This window comes from bacterium (genome assembly GCA_009926305.1).
Classification (GTDB): Bacteria; Bdellovibrionota_C; UBA2361; order UBA2361; family RFPC01; genus RFPC01.
On the sequence record RFPC01000033.1, the window covers coordinates 1 to 17,662 of the forward strand.

19 protein-coding genes are annotated in these 17,662 nt (G+C 45.5%); 10 read left to right on the forward strand and 9 right to left on the reverse strand.

Annotation, left to right across the window (positions count from 1 at the left end):
* The 6 genes from EBR25_06965 to EBR25_06990 all read left to right on the forward strand — a co-directional run.
* The coding region (locus EBR25_06965; protein NBW40728.1) for a hypothetical protein at positions 1-349 on the forward strand (349 nt) is incomplete at its 5' end.
* Positions 349-1,398 carry a hypothetical protein gene (locus EBR25_06970; protein ID NBW40729.1) on the forward strand — a complete coding sequence of 350 codons (1,050 nt, stop codon included), beginning with the start codon at positions 349-351 and terminating at the stop codon, positions 1,396-1,398. The genes EBR25_06965 and EBR25_06970, both read left to right, overlap by 1 nt.
* A 98-nt stretch (positions 1,399-1,496) precedes the next feature.
* Positions 1,497-2,288, forward strand: coding sequence for a hypothetical protein (locus EBR25_06975; GenBank protein NBW40730.1), 792 nt, complete (start codon positions 1,497-1,499; stop codon positions 2,286-2,288).
* Entirely contained in the window at positions 2,285-2,983 is a 699-nt protein-coding gene (locus tag EBR25_06980; protein ID NBW40731.1) for a hypothetical protein, read from the forward strand. Before EBR25_06975 ends, EBR25_06980 begins: the two co-directional genes overlap by 4 nt.
* The gene (locus EBR25_06985; GenBank protein ID NBW40732.1) at positions 2,980-4,821 is read left to right on the forward strand and encodes a methylaspartate mutase; all 1,842 of its coding nucleotides are present in this window, start codon (positions 2,980-2,982) and stop codon (positions 4,819-4,821) included. The genes EBR25_06980 and EBR25_06985 overlap by 4 nt, the downstream gene beginning before the upstream one ends.
* Positions 4,814-5,926 carry a hypothetical protein gene (locus EBR25_06990; GenBank protein ID NBW40733.1) on the forward strand — a complete coding sequence of 371 codons (1,113 nt, stop codon included), beginning with the start codon at positions 4,814-4,816 and terminating at the stop codon, positions 5,924-5,926. The genes EBR25_06985 and EBR25_06990 overlap by 8 nt, the downstream gene beginning before the upstream one ends.
* 170 nt (positions 5,927-6,096) lie before the next feature.
* On the opposite strand, the gene EBR25_06995 is transcribed toward EBR25_06990, so the two are convergent.
* The 8 genes from EBR25_06995 to EBR25_07030 form a co-directional block, all read right to left on the reverse strand.
* On the reverse strand, positions 6,097-6,825 hold the full coding sequence (locus EBR25_06995; GenBank protein NBW40734.1) for a hypothetical protein: 729 nt from the start codon (positions 6,823-6,825) through the stop codon (positions 6,097-6,099).
* A gap of 14 nt (positions 6,826-6,839) precedes the next feature.
* The gene (locus EBR25_07000; GenBank protein ID NBW40735.1) at positions 6,840-7,244 is read right to left on the reverse strand and encodes a response regulator; all 405 of its coding nucleotides are present in this window, start codon (positions 7,242-7,244) and stop codon (positions 6,840-6,842) included.
* Positions 7,245-7,406: 162 nt separating this feature from the next.
* Positions 7,407-7,961, reverse strand: a complete 555-nt coding sequence (locus EBR25_07005; GenBank protein ID NBW40736.1) for a hypothetical protein — start codon at positions 7,959-7,961, stop codon at positions 7,407-7,409.
* 84 nt (positions 7,962-8,045) lie between these two features.
* Entirely contained in the window at positions 8,046-9,098 is a 1,053-nt protein-coding gene (locus EBR25_07010; GenBank protein ID NBW40737.1) for a threonylcarbamoyl-AMP synthase, read from the reverse strand.
* A gap of 32 nt (positions 9,099-9,130) precedes the next feature.
* Positions 9,131-9,589 (reverse strand): hypothetical protein, encoded by a 459-nt coding sequence (locus tag EBR25_07015; GenBank protein ID NBW40738.1) that lies wholly within the window; start codon positions 9,587-9,589, stop codon positions 9,131-9,133.
* Between the two features lie 184 nt (positions 9,590-9,773).
* A complete protein-coding gene (mce, locus tag EBR25_07020) occupies positions 9,774-10,214 on the reverse strand; it encodes a methylmalonyl-CoA epimerase (GenBank protein ID NBW40739.1) in 441 nt (146 codons plus the stop codon).
* A gap of 148 nt (positions 10,215-10,362) precedes the next feature.
* The gene (gene groL / locus EBR25_07025; protein NBW40740.1) at positions 10,363-12,018 is read right to left on the reverse strand and encodes a chaperonin GroEL; all 1,656 of its coding nucleotides are present in this window, start codon (positions 12,016-12,018) and stop codon (positions 10,363-10,365) included.
* Between the two features lie 48 nt (positions 12,019-12,066).
* The gene (locus EBR25_07030) at positions 12,067-12,369 is read right to left on the reverse strand and encodes a co-chaperone GroES (GenBank protein ID NBW40741.1); all 303 of its coding nucleotides are present in this window, start codon (positions 12,367-12,369) and stop codon (positions 12,067-12,069) included.
* A 657-nt stretch (positions 12,370-13,026) separates the two neighbouring features.
* Here EBR25_07030 and EBR25_07035 point away from each other — a divergent pair.
* From EBR25_07035 to prmC, 4 genes are all read left to right on the forward strand, one after another.
* Positions 13,027-13,980, forward strand: a complete 954-nt coding sequence (locus EBR25_07035; protein NBW40742.1) for an LD-carboxypeptidase — start codon at positions 13,027-13,029, stop codon at positions 13,978-13,980.
* A 79-nt stretch (positions 13,981-14,059) separates the two neighbouring features.
* Complete coding sequence (locus tag EBR25_07040) at positions 14,060-15,238, forward strand: hypothetical protein (protein NBW40743.1); 1,179 nt, start codon at positions 14,060-14,062, stop codon at positions 15,236-15,238.
* Between the two features lie 37 nt (positions 15,239-15,275).
* Entirely contained in the window at positions 15,276-16,346 is a 1,071-nt protein-coding gene (gene prfA, locus EBR25_07045; GenBank protein ID NBW40744.1) for a peptide chain release factor 1, read from the forward strand.
* Entirely contained in the window at positions 16,333-17,193 is an 861-nt protein-coding gene (prmC, locus tag EBR25_07050; protein ID NBW40745.1) for a peptide chain release factor N(5)-glutamine methyltransferase, read from the forward strand. The genes prfA and prmC overlap by 14 nt, the downstream gene beginning before the upstream one ends.
* A 69-nt stretch (positions 17,194-17,262) precedes the next feature.
* Here prmC and EBR25_07055 read toward each other — a convergent pair whose 3' ends face one another.
* A complete protein-coding gene (locus tag EBR25_07055) occupies positions 17,263-17,511 on the reverse strand; it encodes a hypothetical protein (GenBank protein ID NBW40746.1) in 249 nt (82 codons plus the stop codon).
* Between the last annotated feature and the right edge of the window lie 151 nt (positions 17,512-17,662).

Below are 17,662 nucleotides of genomic sequence, written 5' to 3' on the forward strand. Positions count from 1 at the left end.
ATCTTTGATACTTGCTGAAGCTGGTCAGCAAGTAGGCGCGATGCAGGTTGCTGCTAGTGTTAGCCCAGAGCAAGTTCCTTTTTTCATTTGTACTGCCGATTATACCCTGATAGGTGAGGAGCTCTATGCCTCATCAGCCTATCTGAGTCGTGAGCCGGTACAACTCGGTAGTCTGGCTGGTCAAGATGTAGCAAAACTCATTTTTGTCATACTGATAATTGCTGGTGTTTTGATTGCAACGTGGAATAGTGTTTTTCCTGATGCCCAGATTATAAACATTGAAGCGATACTCCGATACCAGTGGGTAGAGCTATTTAGCTTTTTCGGTATCTCAGGAGATGGCAGCTGATGAAGGAACAAGGATTTAGAGGCCGTTTAATCCGCCTGGTGACGTTTCTTGCTGGAGTTTACTTCTTTTTAGAATTTCTTCTTCCGAAGTCTGTCTTAGAAGCAGCTGGTGTTGCAGATCTACACGATGAGATTAGCAATGGATTTATTGTTGTTGGAACAATGGCCTTTGGGCTAGGAATTATCAACTTATTTCGTGTGCATGGTACGCGGGTTGTATTTCGAAGACGAGATTGGCTTTACAGTGCCGCGCTGTTATCCGGTCTAGTGCTTATGATGACCGTCACTGGTCAGGACTGGCTGAATAGCCTCAGCGTGACAGAAAGAAATCGCGAGTGTCGACATCTCGGTAAGTTTGCTGAGGTCATTGTCGAGGATTCTACCAATGGACGAGAAGATGTCCCACCGAGAACGTATCGCATAAATAAGCTTCATGAAGCGGTAGAAGTCACCATAAAAAATATTTCGTTAGAACATGAGAAAGCCATCAAAACGTTATCGCAGTCTTTAGAAGAAGTATCGCTGGTGCGCTTGCAAGAGTTAACGAAAGAATTAAATGAAGCTATTCTGCTTACGGATGGAATCACCGCAGACGATTTAGCAGCAGATGAGCAGATTCTCTTATTGGGCAGGCGTATAACAGAGGTAGGAGTAATCTTTGAAAAGATACTTCGCATTCAGTATGAGCATTCAACAGGGAATAAATTATATTTATTCTTCTTTGAGGGGCTCTTTGTTTCGCTTGGTTCAGCGATGTTCTCATTGTTAGGGGTGTATATCGCTTCAGCCGCATACAGGGCATTTCGTATTCGTAGTGTCGAAAGCTTGCTGATGATGCTTGCAGCAGTTGTTGTAATGCTTGGTCAGATTTCTTTTTATGAATATGTCTCAGAAGACCTGCCAAATATAAGACAGTGGCTATTGGAAGTTCCGAATACAGCGGCTTTTCGAGCTATTAAGATAGGAGCAATGATTGCAGGACTCGTTATGGCGTTTCGTATGTGGTTTTCAATTGAGTCTGAAAGCTTCTCTTCTCGAAGGGGGCAGTAAGAGCCATGCACTCATTTGAAAGACAGGTTATTTATTTAGTGGTACTGATAGTCGTAAGCCTTCCCATTTGTTTTCGACAAAGTATGAGGCCAGCCAAAATGAAGTCGGCGTCTACTCTTTTTAATATTATTGATACGCTAGAGAAAAAAGAGGATCAGATTGCGCTATTAGCGTTAGATTTTGGACCGAATACAAAGGCTGAAAATGAGCCTCAAGCTGAAGTCATAATTGAACATCTATTTCGAAAGAGAATCCCATTTGCCCTATTTACCCTTTATGCGCCGGGCGAAGGCTTTTTAAAGTCAATTCCCGACAGAGTCGTAGAGCGGCTGGCGCAAGAGGATTCGAGCTATCAGTTTGAATATGGTGTTGATTGGGTCAATCTTGGGTATCGGCCCGGTAATGCGCTCTTTCTTCAATCGGTTGCTAAATCGAAAGACCTACGGGCTGAGCTGGAGAAAGATATCTTTGGTACTCCACTGAAGAATACTCCAATCTTTCAACGAATCATGACGATTCGTCAGGTGAGTTTCTTGGGTCAATTCACGGGTCTTGTCGGAGTATTTGACAGTTATGTTCAGTTTTTTCAGCAGGAGGGGTTTATCCCTACCTTTGGCCATGGGTGTACCTCCATCACGATACCAGAAGCCTATATCTATCTTGACTCTGGACAGCTCAATGGACTCTTAGAGGGAATTGCCGGGGCTGCCTGGTATTCAAAGCTCTTGAAAGATAAATATCCTAAGCGGCCGAATGACAAAGCACTTGTAACCAATACAGCGCTTGGAGTTGCTCATCTTATGATTATTTTTCTGATTATTATCGGGAATCTCCGCGAGGTCTATCGCTGGTATCAACGACGTATGGTCAAAGAGGGGGCGGCCATATGAACTGGGATACTGCAACAATTCTCATCGGTGGAATTGCAACGCTTGCCATTTATAGCTTTCTTATAAAAGAAAATCCTTTCTATCGGTTCTTTGAGCATCTCTTTATAGGAATTGCTGCTGGATTTTTCCCGGTCCTTGTCTTTAAGAGTTTTCTTTGGCCGAAGATTTTAGAGCCAATGCTGGGTCTGACAATTGTTACGTATCCAGATGGAACAATGTCGGAAGCCTATAACTATTGGCTTTTATTGTACCTTGCTCCAATGATGTTCGGACTTCTTTACTATGCGCTTTATTCGCAGCGATATGCTTGGTTAGCGAAGCTTGTTATCGGATTTTCGCTTGGCTATAGCGGGGGGCTGGCATTTAAAGGTTTTTTTGCAGAGATGGTACCGCAATTAACAGGAAGCTTCCGCCCGCTGGTTGTATTTAATGAAGGAAACTTTGCTTGGTTTTCTACACTAAATAATTGGATTTTCTTAATTACCCTTCTCTCTGTCATGTATTATTTCTTCTTTACATTTCGGGCTGTAAGTGAAGGAGGAAAAAGCATCTCGCTCTCAGGTCGTTGGCTCATGATGGTATGTTTTGGAGCATTTTTTGGCTCAACGGTAATGGCAAGAATGGCATTGCTTGTGGAGCGTCTTCAGTTTTTGATCCTTGAGTGGATAGCAACACTTGGAACTCTTTTCGCATGAATGAAACAAGAATTGACATAGAGAGTCTTGAGGTAATTTTGATTACAGATTGTGGTTCGACTACCACGAAGGCTCTTTTGTTTGAAAAGACTCCATCTGGATGGCGTAAGACATGCCGCGGAGAGGCTCCTACAACAGTCGAAGAGCCGGTTGCTGATGTCACAGTAGGGGCACTGAACGCATTTGCAGAAATTCAGGAAATTAGTGGCCGTAGAATACTTGCGGAATCACAAACGCCACCATTTTGTTCAAAAGATGGAGAAAATGGCATTGATCTTTATCTGTCTACCAGCTCAGCGGGCGGTGGATTGCAGATGATGGTTACTGGTGTAGTCCCAGAAATGAGCGTGGAATCTGCGGAGCGAGCAGCACTTGGAGCAGGTGCCATCGTGCTTGAAGCATTCTCAGCTGATGATGAGCGTGACGACCATGAAATCATATCTCGAATTCGGCACTTACGACCGGATATCGTATTAATGGCAGGCAGTGTGAACGGGGGCTCAGTTGATCATGTCACGGAAATGGCTGAGATGATCATTGCAGCTGATCCTCGACCTCGCTTTGGGTCAACTCTTCGGTTGCCACTCATCTATGCGGGAAATGAAGATGCAGGGAAGAGTATTGAGGATCTTTTTGAGGACAAAGCACAAGTGTCACTCGTTCCAAATGTTCGTCCAGAACTTTCAAAAGAGGATCTTGCTCCCGCACGTGAGGCCATTCATGAGTTTTTTCTGAGTCATGTGATGAGCCATTCTCCTGGCTATAACAAGCTTCTGCAGTGGAGCCCCGTTCCCGTAATGCCGACGCCGGCTGCTGTTGGTGATATCGTGCGAGAGTACGCAACAACTTCTGGATTAAATATTCTATGTGCTGATATTGGTGGTGCTACTACCGATGTATTTAGTGTTTTTTTCAATGAAGCCAGAGAACAGATATTCAATCGAACGGTGAGTGCCAATCTTGGTATGAGCTATTCCGTAGCAAATGTACTCGTCGAAGCGGGAGTAGAGAATATTTCTCGATGGATTAGCGAGACGCTAACCGAGCATCAGATCAGAGATAGGCTGAGAAACAAGATGATTCGTCCAACGTCTATTCCACAGACAGTAGAGGACCTAATATTAGAGCAAGCAGTGTGTCGGGAGGCTTTGAGACTTTCTTTAGAGCATCATAGATCACTAGCCGTCGGGCTTGCTGGCTCACAAAAACAAAAAGGCATAGCGGATATTTTCTCTCAGTCAACGAATCGTTATGAGCTCGTAGATCTGATGAAGCTCGATCTGGTAATCGGTTCGGGTGGGGTATTAAGTCATGCACCGAATCGGCTTCAAGCAGCCCTGATGATGCTTGAAGGATTTGGGCTTCAGGGTGTCACTCAGTTAACTGTTGATTCAATTTTTATGATGCCCCACTTAGGGATTCTTTCGTCGATACACAAAGAGGCGGCGACGGAAATTTTCTCTCATGATTGTCTCGTAAATATAGCACATTCCGTCGTTCCAGTTTTTCCAACTCGAAAAAAAATCAAGAATCTTTGTCGCATATTCTTAGAAGATGAAGAAGTCGGAGTTGTCGTGCGTGGAGAAATAGCGCTCTTCAAAGAATGTGCTGGTAAGGAAGGAAGATTACGCGTTGAACCACTCGCGAGTTCGGTTGATGTGGGAGCGGGACCAGGGAAAGTATTCTTGAAGACTATTTCTATTGGAGCCTTTGGAATTCTTGTTGATGGTAGGAATCGACCCCAAGAGTTTCTGGAAGAGTCTAAAGAGCAAGTGTTACGGAAACAGCTCTTTGAGCAGTTAGATCTCTACAACGACGAGAGGAATGAAGATGTCTAGAGCACTTACCCCTGGACTTATTGCATCGCCTCGTAGAAGTATTTCTCGAGTTCGAGAGCTGCCTGTACTCGGGCAGGTGCTTGTAGAGAAAGGGAGTTGCGTAGCGAGCGAACAAATTATTGCAGAAGCAGAGTTAGCAGGAGATCTGTATATTCTCAGACTTCCGGAGCGAATGGGGCTAGAAGTCTCAGAAGTGTTATCAGGACTTCGGGTCCAAGAAGGTGATGTCGTTAAGACAAATGATTTGCTTTGTCATCAATCTGGGCTCTTCGGACTGCTTAATAGTGAGGCAAGAGCACCTGAGGCTGGAACAGTTGAGTTTATTGCTGAAAAGACAGGGCATCTTGGACTACGACTAGAACCAAATCGAATAACCATTGATGCGTATATCTCGGGAATAGTCTCTGAAGTTGAAGAAGACAAAGCCGCAACAATAACGAGTGAAGTATGTTTTATTCAGGGAATCTTTGGGGTGGGAGGCGAAAGAAAAGGCACTCTGCGCTTTCTCGACGTTGAAAGCGATCAAGTTCTTACTCCATCTGACTTCGCAGGCATTTCGGAGGGGAGCATATGTGTGGGAGGAAGCTCTCCAACTATAGAAGCACTATATGAAGCCTCTCGAGTTGGGATCGCTGGCCTTATTTGTGGCTCTATTGATGATCGGGTTCTCTCTCAGTTCCTCGGCTATGAGCTCGGAATTGCGTTAACTGGTGACGAGAATATTCCGTTTAGTCTTATCGTAACCGATGGCTTCGGTGATTTAGCTATTTCACACCGAGTCTTAGATGCTTTAGAGGGGTTGGATGGCAAAAGTGCCTCTATGAATGGTAAAACGCAAGTGCGTGCAGGAGCTGTTCGTCCAGAACTCATTGTTGATATCGAAGGAGTATCAACTCGCGAGCAAGGGGAGAAAGAGCTGGTTTTAGAGGTCGGGGCAGAAATTCGTCTCCTACGAGTTCCGTACTTTGGGCGGTTTGCTACTGTTGTCGAGCTGCCAATTCATGAAGAGAAGATCCCAACTGGTGCTCGTACGAGAGTATTACGAGCCAGATTGGAAGATGGAAGCCTCGTAACTATTCCCCGTGCAAATGTTGAGCTTATTTAGCAAGTGATACTTCAGATTGTGACCCTGACTGCAGGAACTTGAATCGCCCCACGATATACCTGTAGTGAGCAGAGAAAGTCTTACCGTCGACTCAATGCCCCCCAGGGAGGCTGCTCTTTTCAGTCGGTTATCATGGAGTATCGTTGTGTATCTTGAGAGTGTTGTCTGTGCTAGAAATCGAGACTTTTGAGTACGTCATCGACGTCATCTTGGTTTAGGCTCTCAGATATCTCATTTTCAGATACACCCTCGTCTTTTGAGTCCGCAGTATGCTTGGAATCATCATTGAGTTCGATAACGTTGGTCTCAGAATTCTCTCGGAATAAAGAGAAGAATCCAACGATATTTCTTTTTACGTTATCAATCATTCGTATAACTTTTTTTGCGTGTTGTCCCGCAAGATCTTGATAGCTTTGTGCCATTAAGATGTTTTGGTTTAAGGCGGTACATAATGCAATCAGCTGTAGTTGACGTTGATATAATGTCTCAAATGATTCGCGGGTCTTCCATGCAATTGTTGGATCCGCATCAAGTTGATTTTTCATCTTATGCAAGTAACGCTCAGCTTCACGAAGTGAACTTTCTTGCTCTTCTGCCAAACCAATGACGGTATTCGCTGAGTTTTCTGTAAGCTCTATAATCGCTGACAGTTTCTCTGGCGCATCCGCAAGGCTTGTCTGAGCCATAGAATCAGTCGACTGAAACTCGCGTAGTAGTCTTTCACTATAATAAGAGGCGCCTTCTTGTATGGCCTCGAGTTCGCTTTTCAATTGACGATTTTTCCCTACTCCCAGCTCGTCAAGAGCCGCTTGGATTGACCCTTTTTCTCCGTTCACGATGGTTTGTACTAGATTATGGAGCGCATGTTTCTGCGCTGAATACGATTTTGAATCTTTCATGGCTTTTGGCGTATTTAAGAAGAATAGTTCTTGAAAATGGCTTCCATCTTCTCTGATAGTAAATCAGCAGTGAAAGGCTTAATGATATAATTTGAGACTCCGGCTTGAGCTGCTTCCAGAATATTTTCTTTCTGTGCTTCTGCGGTAACCATGAGAAATGGAATGTTCTTAAAGCGTTCATCTCCCCGAACATCCTTCAGCAGATCTATTCCCATTTTGTTCGGCATGTTCCAGTCCGAAACAATAAATTCAACTGGAGTTGATTGAATTTTATTCCAAGCTGCTTCACCATCAACAGCTTCGTGAATGTTGGTAAACCCAAGTTGTTTGAGGCAATTTTTAACGATTCGTCTCATGGTATTGAAGTCATCCACCACGAGAATAGGCATATCTTTATCTAGTTTTGATAGACTACTCATAATATTCGCTCCCGTTTCTCTCCACTGCGTTATCACCACGTTCTTAGGAGAAATCGTCACGAACGTTCGAAAGGTAAAGGAAAAAAAGGCTTACCCCCATTGAAATATTATATGCATAAATTTTAGGGGGTTAAGCACGTTGAAAGCAGTGGTGGCTCGATGCTAGGTACGGACCAGGGCCCGTTCATACGGGGGAATATGGTGCGTATGGTCTCGGGGTACCGTAATCACATTGTCACCCCAATCGTGTGGAATATCTGGATCATTGAAGGGAATTCTTCCTTCATCCTCTGGATCGTATACGCGAGAGGTAACGTAGATGAGATGTGCACTATCACTTATTACTTTTAATCCGTGGAGTACTCCAGGGGGAATCCTGACAAGACTTGAATTCTGTTCTTCTGGGCAATTCTCTCCCGAGAGTCGGAGCTGAAGTTTGTTTTTATATGTCTTACTCTCAGCTCTATTATCATAAAGGACTGCTTCAATAACCCCGAGAGCAAGGTACCACCAATCAGTTTGAAGATGATGAAAGTGCCATGCTTTGACGACATCTTTTGTCATCTTTGAATGGCTCCATTGAGCAAAGCTTCCTTCTGAGAACACATCATCACTATGTCGTAAGATTTCTCGAAAAAATCCTCGATCATCTGGAAAAGTGCAAAGACTCTTGATGAGAACCCCTTCAATTTGCGTTGTATACTCATTTTCTGTCATGAGGGCCTTCTCTCTATAAATCGAATTTTTACTTCCTCATAATCGTACCGATTATCAACAACTGACCATAGCCACATATACTCCCTATAGAGACTTTGGAATGCTCTCGTCTCTCCTGCTTGCATAGACTGGTCTTTCCGTATCCTGATGGGTGGCTCGGTTTAAACGGTCCAAAAGAGCCTCACGAAGAGGACCGTTCGTTGGTTTCTCTATGAATATCAACTCGAGACCCGCTTTATCAAGGGTTCGAATCGCTGCATAAAGATTTTTAGCGTAGTCATTTTGATCTCTCGACTGACTGAGGGGCACCGTCATGATATGTGCAGAGTCAAATTCAAGCCCGTCTGAGATAGTAATCATCCCAATTCGACGTCCTAGAGTTTGCTCAACAAGAGACACAGCCTCTGCCTTTTCAAACATATACAGCGGAGTATTGGGAGAATAATGTTTTTTAAGCTGACCTGGTGAAGTCATTACTTGGTGAGTTGCCTTATGCTCTGTTCTGGTAGAGAGCTCTTCCATCAAATGATTTTCAAGCGCTTCTCTCGTAATGAAGCCTGGTCGTAATACAGTAGCGGGGCCATCTTCTGAGAGCTGTATGATCGTAGACTCAATTCCAACAGTAGAAGGTCCTCCGTCAAGCACATATACCGCATCACCGAAGCAGTCCCGGACATGCTGAGCTGTTGTCGCGCTGACATACTCTGAGATGTTTGCACTCGGTGCTGCAATTGGTCGATTTGTTTGTTGCAAAAGCGCTTGCGCCAGCGGATGGCTCGGTATTCGTATCCCGACTGAGGGGAGTCCCGCAGAGACCGCGCTAGATATCGTTGATTTTTTTTCTGGAAATACAACGGTGAGGGGGCCTGGCCAGAGCGGGAGTAGTCGTTCAAATTGCTCTGCAATTCTTGTTCGAGGAGTAATTGTTACGTACTCGGACACTTGAGAGACGTTATCGACATGGATAATAAGCGGGTTATAGGTGGGCCTTCCTTTCAGTTGAAAGATTTTTTTGACTGCTACCTCATTAGTCGCGTCTGCTCCCAGCCCGTAAACAGTCTCCGTGGGAAATGCTACTACTTTTCCTGTGCAGAGGAGTTCCGCGGCATGAGTAATCTGCTCTTTTAGCGTAATCATATAGCGAGTGTACGAATATAAAAACTGAGCTGCTACAACTCTTCTTTCTGAGCCGAGCAGGTCGTTAATTTTTTTTGAAGGACGGGAATATTTCCCTCTAAAGACTCAACTTCATTTAAAGCTTTTTGGAACGCTCGATCGAAGTACTGAATACAGTTCGAGTCAACGGTTTGCGGACCAAGAAAGCTAACAGCTCTTTGTTCAGTTATTTTTGTTTCCGCAGGAGACGACATAATCCATCTCTGAAAAGTAAGCTTTCCTAACATGGTCCCCTCACAGAAGGCATGATTCGCGGCTGAGTAGAGGCAGTTTGAGATCTGTTGAGCATCTTGTTTTGAGAAACATGTTGATGCAAGTGCTGCACACTGTGCTAGGGGTTCAGCGGTTTTCTCGATCGCTTCCTGAGCCCATACGCTTTTCGTTTCAAGAGAAGCTATAAGTACCAATCCCGTAAGAAGAGTTAGTATGCTCAATGACAGGTTCTTTTTCATGCTCGTTCTCTAAAGGAGTATTAATAGAGGAAGACTCACTACCGAGGCGTATTCTAGCATGAGTGTTGCTCCTAGCCAAACACACTGAAGAGGGGAAGGGGGAGTCAAGCGGTGAAGCGCTTTGGAGAAGAAAGTCGTGTATTCGAAGATAGTTGAGAGCATTCCGACTCTCGTTCCTCAAGAGCTAAGAGCCTTGATTCGCTGGCTGTAAGAGTTCAGTCAGTACTCCATGGCAGCTTTTCGGGTGTATGAATGCTACGGTGCTACCGTGTGCCCCAGCTCTTGGTTCTTTATCAATGAAGTGAAGTCCAGCCGAGGTAAGTCGTGCGTGCTCTTGGGCGATATCAGCAACTTCATGACAAATGTGGTGAAGTCCTTCACCCTTTTTTTCAAGAAAAGTCCAGATGGATCCTTTCTGCTCTATGGGTTGCAGGAGTTCAATGGCAGTTGGTGCTGACGAGTCGTTGAGATCGGGTATTAAAAATGCCACTTCAACATTAAAGTGAGGGAGTCGTTCCCGAGGCAATTCTTTATAGTTGCAAGTAGAACGATAAAAATCTATCGCCTGTTCGATATCGTAAACAAGAATTCCGAGGTGATGGATTTTGAAGTTTGAGAGTATCATAGGTATGGAGTGTAGCCTGTATTGTGGAGAAAGAAAAAGGGAGCTGTAAAAGCTCCCTTTTTCTTTCTAGCGGTCAGAGAGGGAAGGAACCGAGCTAACAATAAGCTTCCTTCGCCTCTCTAACAGGCTTCTTGTATAGATGGTTGGCTTACATCATGCCGCCCATTCCACCCATACCGCCCATTCCACCCATGCCGCCCATAGCAGGAGCTCCAGCAGCTGAATCATCAGCTGGCTTGTCCGCTATAACAGCCTCAGTGGTGAGCATGAGTCCAGCAACAGATGCTGCGTTCTGGAGAGCGCTTCGAACAACTTTCGTTGGGTCGATAACACCAGCCTTCACGAGATCTTCATACTGCTGAGTTGCAGCATTGAATCCGAAAGCACCTTCACCAGCTTGCACTTTATCAACTACAACTGCTGGCTCAACGCCCGCATTGTACGCGATTGTGCGAAGAGGAGCGCTGATTGCTGTTTTTACAATCTTTACGCCGAACATCTGCTCTTCATTTTCGAGCTTGAGCTCTTCCAGCTTCTTTGCTGCTCGAAGAAGTGCCACTCCACCACCAGGTACAATGCCTTCTTCAACTGCAGCGCGAGTTGCATGAAGAGCATCCTCTACGCGAGCTTTCTTCTCTTTCATCTCAACTTCAGTAGCTGCACCAACGTTAATTACTGCAACTCCACCAACGAGCTTCGCAAGACGCTCTTGAAGCTTTTCACGATCGTAGTCAGAAGAAGTCTCTTCAATCTGTGCTCGGATTTGCTTCACGCGACCTTCGATTGCGCTGCTTTCTCCAGCTCCATCGATAATCGTTGTGTTTTCTTTGTTGATGACAATTCTCTTCGCTGTTCCCAGCTGATCGAGAGAAATGTTGTCGAGTGACATGCCAAGGTCTTCACTAACAGACTTTCCGCCAGTGAGGATTGCAATGTCTTCAAGCATTGCTTTCCGTCGATCGCCGAACCCTGGTGCTTTAACCGCTGAAACGTTTAGAGTTCCGCGGATTTTATTCACAACGAGAGTAGCAAGTGCTTCACCGTCAACATCCTCTGCAATGATAAGCAGTGGACGACCAGACTTTGCAACCTGCTCAAGTACTGGAAGAAGATCTTTCATGTTCGAAATCTTCTTTTCGTGGATAAGAATGTAACAGTCAGCAAGTTCACATTCCATGCGATCTGGATCTGTTACGAAGTATGGAGATAGGTATCCACGGTCAAATTGCATACCCTCTACAACTTCGAGTTCTGTCTCGAGACCCTTCGCCTCTTCAACAGTGATAACTCCTTCCTTCCCTACTTTCTCCATTGCTTCAGCAATGATGTTTCCAATTTCAGCATCTGCATTCGCTGAAATAGTTCCCACCTTCGCAATGTCTTCCTTGCCGCTAGTGGCTTGGCTGAGGGTGTAGAGGAAATCGATAACTGCTATTACTGCCGCATCGATTCCACGCTTAATGTTCATTGGATCGTGTCCAGCTGAAACAAGCTTGTGGCCTTCCCGGTAGATAGCATCTGCTAAAACGGTAGCAGTTGTTGTTCCATCTCCAGCAACATCGGAAGTCTTAGAAGCTACTTCCTTAACCATCTGAGCTCCCATATTTTCGAACTTTTCTTCAAGTTCTACTTCTTTTGCTACGGTTACCCCATCCTTTGTCACTGTTGGAGCTCCGAAGCTCTTTTCAATGACAACGTTACGTCCACGAGGACCCATTGTTACTTTGACTGCGTCAGCAAGGGTGCGTACTCCTTTCAGGATTTGCTCTCTCGCTTCGAGTCCAAATTCAAGAATTTTAGCCATTATTTTTTCCTTTCTAAAAAGTCTTGCATTCCGTAATTCTTACGAATGCTACTGAACTACTACTCCGTAGACATCGTCTTCTCGCATGATCAGAACGTCGTCTCCATCAACCTTGATTTCTTGACCGGAATACTTTCCAAAGAGGACTACATCACCAACGCTGAGGTCGATTGGCTGAATTGTTCCATCTTCTCGAACTTTTCCTTTTCCAACAGCGAGCACCTTACCTTGCTGCGGCTTTTCTTTTGCAGAATCTGGGATATAGAGCCCTGATGCTGTCTTTTCGTCTTCCTCAAGTCGCTTAACAATTAAGCGGTCTTGGAGTGGACGAATTTTACTATTTTCACTCATCTTTCTTCTCCTCATTAAACGTTACGTATTCCCTGCACCTTTCTATTCGTAATCTCGTTCTTACGCCGATATGTGAGAGTTCTCAATCAGCCTAAGAACGAGAATCGGTATCGACCGAAAATGCGTAACAGCCTATTGTAAATAGCTTTTTAAACCTTGCCCTTTGCTTTCAGTGCCCCTTTGCTTTCAGTGCTTGTACCGGCAAATCGCGTCAGATATTTCGCTCTGCTTCTACTCGGCTTCTCCTCTAAAAAAGCCGCTCTGCACTAAAAAGCCGCTCTGCACTAAAAAGCCTCTGCACTAAAAATATCTGGTAAAAGTTCTCCTCCCGTTCGCCGTTACCACCACCTTCCGAGCGCTAAAGTCCCACTTTGGAACTCTTCATCTCCGAGGGGAAAGTCATAGGGCGATGGGTACGGTAGGAGCCTTTCCCAGTCAGCACCTTAACCTGAAAACGGGATCTAAAGCTAATGAACGGAGGCGATTTAGCCACAATTCAAGGCCTCTAGGGCGCGATACCCTGCCCGCGTCTTACAGGTGGTCATTCCAGAGAGATTTTTCAAGGGGTATCAGGAAAAAAATGAATTCGCTCTGCCCAGTGACGAAAAATTTGTGTAGAGTATTGGAAAGACAGATATTTTTAGTATTCCTATTTTTATGTCACAAACCCCCCTGAGTAACTCCAGTGCGCTAGCGAAAGTCAGTGTCATTTCAGTTAGTTCACCGCTAGCTCCTTCAATTCGCGATGAAGTCGAAGAGTTTTTTTTAAAAAGCGCTGACATTTCTCTCTCTTACCTTATCGATCCGTACCATGCGCACGGGTCTGGAGAGTTTCTTTTTTCCTCAGATGCCCCCTCAGACCGTTGGCAGGCAATGCGACGGTATTTGGAGGGCCCTGAAGAGCCACCACTGGCTCTTATTGCCCGTGGTGGAAGCGGTGCTCATGAGTTGCTTCATCTGGGATTTCGGGCAGAAGTTGAGGAGGCTCTTCACTCGAAAAAAGCAATTTGTGGTTTTTCAGACTTTACCGTTTTACTACTCGCCCTGTATGGCATCGAAGGCTTGACGCTCATCCATGGACCTTCTCTCTTAGGATTTCGAGCAGAAGTTCCATCGCTGGCTCGGAGTAAGAATCTGGATTCTCTGCTTCGGCTGTTTGAGGGGCATCGTGAGTTGATTTCAAGAGAGGAGCTCACGATGATATCTGGGAAAACGGGAAGTGTCGTGGTGGCACCTCTTGTGGGCGGAAACCTCTCTGTTTTGTGTTCTATGGTGGGGACTCCCTTTCTCCCAGAGTTCAGCGGCAAGTTGCTGGTAGTCGAGGATGTGGGCGAAGCTCCCCATAAGGTGTACCGAAACTTGTGCCATCTCGCTGCTGCGGGTCTTCTTGATAACCTTCAAGGGGTTATCCTTGGAGATTTTTCAAAATGTAGCCATCTTCAAGGCAAGCGGCCAGACTGCATGGAGGTTTTTCAGCACTTCTTTGCTCGCTGGTCATTTCCAGTTTATTCTACTGACGTTTTTGGACATGGAATGCGTAATCGTGCACTTCCAATAGGAAAAGACGTACAGTGTAGCCCTGAGGGAGTTTCGCTTGTAAACCCACTGTAGCGCATCATGTTTGGCTTCATTCGTGAAAGAGATGAAGGGCGTAATCGCATTTTTGAGTGAGTAAGTAGGAAGACAACATATGGCATTTGCAACTTCAGTCGCGCAAGAGAGCGGAGCACAAGATACCGTAGAACATCTTATTGAAGCATCTGTTCAAGAAAAAATTTTTCCTGGATGTTCTTACTGCCTCGCTCAGGGTAAAGAGATTTATCTGAATGGCGTGAAAGGGAGTCAGTCCTTCACGGCTCTTGATGAGGATGGAGAAGAGGGACGTATTCCGATTACGAGCGAGTCGGTGTTTGACGTAGACTCATTAACAAGCAGCATTATCACAACATCACTGCTGATGAAGGCCGTTGACGGTGGCAAGATAAAGCTCACGGATAAGGTCAGTCGTCATATTCATGGTTTTAGTACGTTTGGAAAATCTCTTATTCGAATTGAAGATTTGATTCGGCATCGGAGTGGGCTGCCAATTGGAGAGTCCTTCTATCAGGAATTCACCGCGATTCGTAAGGAGATTCCTTTCGGAACTGCTGTTGGAAGGGGTGCGGCTCAGCAGGTACTCATGCAGATTAATCGGATGACTCCTCGAGCTGCTCCGGGTCAGGTCTCACAGTACAGTGAGGTAAATAGTTTATTACTCGGGTTTTTGCTTGAAGAGTTGTGGGCTCGAAGATTGAATGAGCTAGCTCAACAATTTCTCTTTCAGCCGCTAGGCATCCGTCAAAGTGGTTTTATTGATCATGCGCTTGTACGGAAAGGAGATATCCGTCCCGACTTCCGTTTGCTTGTTCCCACGGAGGAGTGCCCGTGGCGTAAGAGGGTGATACGTGGTGAGGTCTGGGATGAAAACACCTGGACTATTGGCGGAGTGTCGGGCGAAGCGGGACTTTTTGCGAATGCTCAAGACATAACGATTTTAGTGCAGGCACTCCTTGGAAGCTATAGAGGGGTTGGCGCTCCGCTGATCTCGCCTGAGATTGTGCGATCTTTCCTCAGCTTTCCCGAGGAGGAGAATCAGTGGGCGTGTGGATGGATGACTACGAAAAGCGCTTTCGGCATCGAGCCGCCTGAGCCCTTTCAACATTCGCTTGGAGCCATTTCACCATCGGGGTGTGCTGTCTGGTTTGATCCCCAGAGTTCTGTCAGTTTTGTTTTTCTCTCAAATAGAGCCATGTCTGGTAGAGCGAACCGTGACCTATCGCTTTTATTGCCCCGTTTATTAAAAGCAGTGTGGGGTTCATTGCTGTTGTGAGGCTAGCGGCAAAATACTTTTGAAAGGTGAGAAGATTATGTGGGAAAAATTGCAGGAAGTAGAGCGAAAATACGATGAAATTGCCAGAGAGCTTTCCAGTCCAGAGGTGCATTCCGATCGGGATCGAGTAACCCGTCTCACGAAAGAACATAAAGACTTAACTCCAATCGTTGCCACATACCGTGCGTATCGAAAAGCAGAAGAAGAGTTAAAGGGATCGAAAGAGATTCTTGCTGGAGGTAAAGATCCAGAGCTTGTTGAGTTAGCGAAAGAAGAGGCGGCTCTACTAGAGAAAGAGATCGACGGCTTGATGCATGATCTGAAGTTGTTACTTTTGCCAAAAGACCCGAATGATTCAAAGAATGTGATCCTTGAGATTCGAGCCGGAGCTGGTGGTGACGAAGCTGGAATTTTTTGCGGTGACCTTTTTCGAATGTATACACGTTATGCAGAAGATCGCGGTTGGAAAGTGGATCTTATGGGCACAAGCGAGGCTCAATCGGGTGGCTATAAGGAAGTTATAGCGATGATTCGTGGGGATGGAGCATTTAGTCGACTGAAATATGAGCGTGGTGTGCATCGTGTTCAGCGTGTTCCCGTGACAGAAACCCAGGGACGGATTCACACCTCGACCGTTACCGTTGCGGTATTACCCGAAGCAGAGGATGTTGAGATAAAGATTAATGAAACGGAGCTTCGCATTGATGTATATCGTTCAAGTGGGCCTGGCGGACAAAGTGTGAATACGACAGATTCCGCCGTTCGTATAACACACATCCCTACAGGGATTGTTGTTGCGATGCAGGATGAGAAATCACAACATAAAAATCGCGAAAAGGCGATGAAGGTTCTGCAAGCCCGACTCTTTGAGCAGATGCAAGCAGAGGCTGATGCCGAGAGACAGGCTGACCGAAGAAGCCAGGTTGGAACAGGCGAGCGCTCGGAAAAGGTCAGAACCTATAACTACCCACAGTCAAGGGTTACCGATCACCGTATCGGTCTTACGTTGCACAGTCTTGAAGCGGTGGTAAACGGAGATCTTGACCAGGTGGTTGATCCGCTTATTTCTCACTATCAGGCAGAGGCGTTGAAGGGTGTTGAGAATTAAAGAAGCAGTTCGCCAAGCGCGAGAGGCTCTTGCCTGCACAAGTGAATCTCCTCAGCTTGATGCTGAAGTTCTTCTTGCTCACCTACTTGGTGTTGATCGTGTTTATCTCATTGCACATGGGGATGATTCACTTCCAGAAAGTATCTCTCACTCGTATACCACTTGGATTGCACGGCGGGCGTCAGGAGAGCCAGTGGCTTATATCTGTGGTGAAAAAGAGTTTTTTGGGCTCACTTTCGGAGTAAATCAAGCAGTCTTGGTGCCGAGACCAGAAACCGAGCTTTTGGTAGAACTCGCGCTTCGTTTTATCTCCATGCAACAGGAACCTGTTCAGTGTCTTGAGCTGGGAACGGGAAGTGGCTGTATTACCTGTTCTTTGGTTCATGGGCTGAAAAAAGAGGGCTTCAATAAAATTCTCCAGAGTTGTTTTATCGCTACTGATATTTCTCCCTCAGCGCTAACAGTAGCCACGCAAAATGCATGTAGACATGATGTTCGTGACCTCATCACATTCGTGAAGGGCAGTTGGTTCGAAGCGGTAGATGATAATATATTTACCTGTATTATTTCTAATCCTCCATATGTATCGCGCAATGCGGAACTGGCGAAAGATCTCTCTTTTGAGCCAGCAACAGCACTTTTTTCTGATCAAGAAGGACTTTTAGACCTTACCTTGATCATGAATGGTGCAAGAGAGTTCTTAACGATAGGAGGAAAGCTTTTTCTTGAGTGTGGAGTGGGGCAGTCGGAAGCTCTTCAGCAATGTATGCCTGATGGATTTGAATTTAGTGCGCACCAAGATATTCAAGGTATTCTTCGGGTCATCGAGTTAACCAGAATCTTCTAGTATTGAGTGGAGAGTTACCGAGAGAGCAACGCGCGAGATTTACTCGCTCTCGGTAACTCTCGTCGCTACTTACATCCGTACATTAAGCTTATCGATGAGCTTCATGAGCAGATTGTGCAGCGATTGGGATAAGTTGGTAAGCATAGACATGATTTGGCTTTGGGCTTGAATATCTTGTTGAGCAGCAAAGATACCTGCCTGGTCTTTCGCCTTAGCCGCTGCCATTAGCCGTCCCTTTGCTTTGTCTAGTTCATCTGTTGCTATTTGAAAAGCACTGTCAAAAGCGTTTGATGATGGGTCTGTATTAGAAATATTCATTGTACCTCCGTTTTATTTCAGGTGAAGGGAAGGGACTCGAAATGTAAGCCCTCCTGCCTCTAAAATTATTCGGTTTCCGCGCTTGGAAAGTTTCCTTTTCCCGATAAGCTGCTCTAAAATGTTGATTAGACTGAGATACGTTGATACGGTT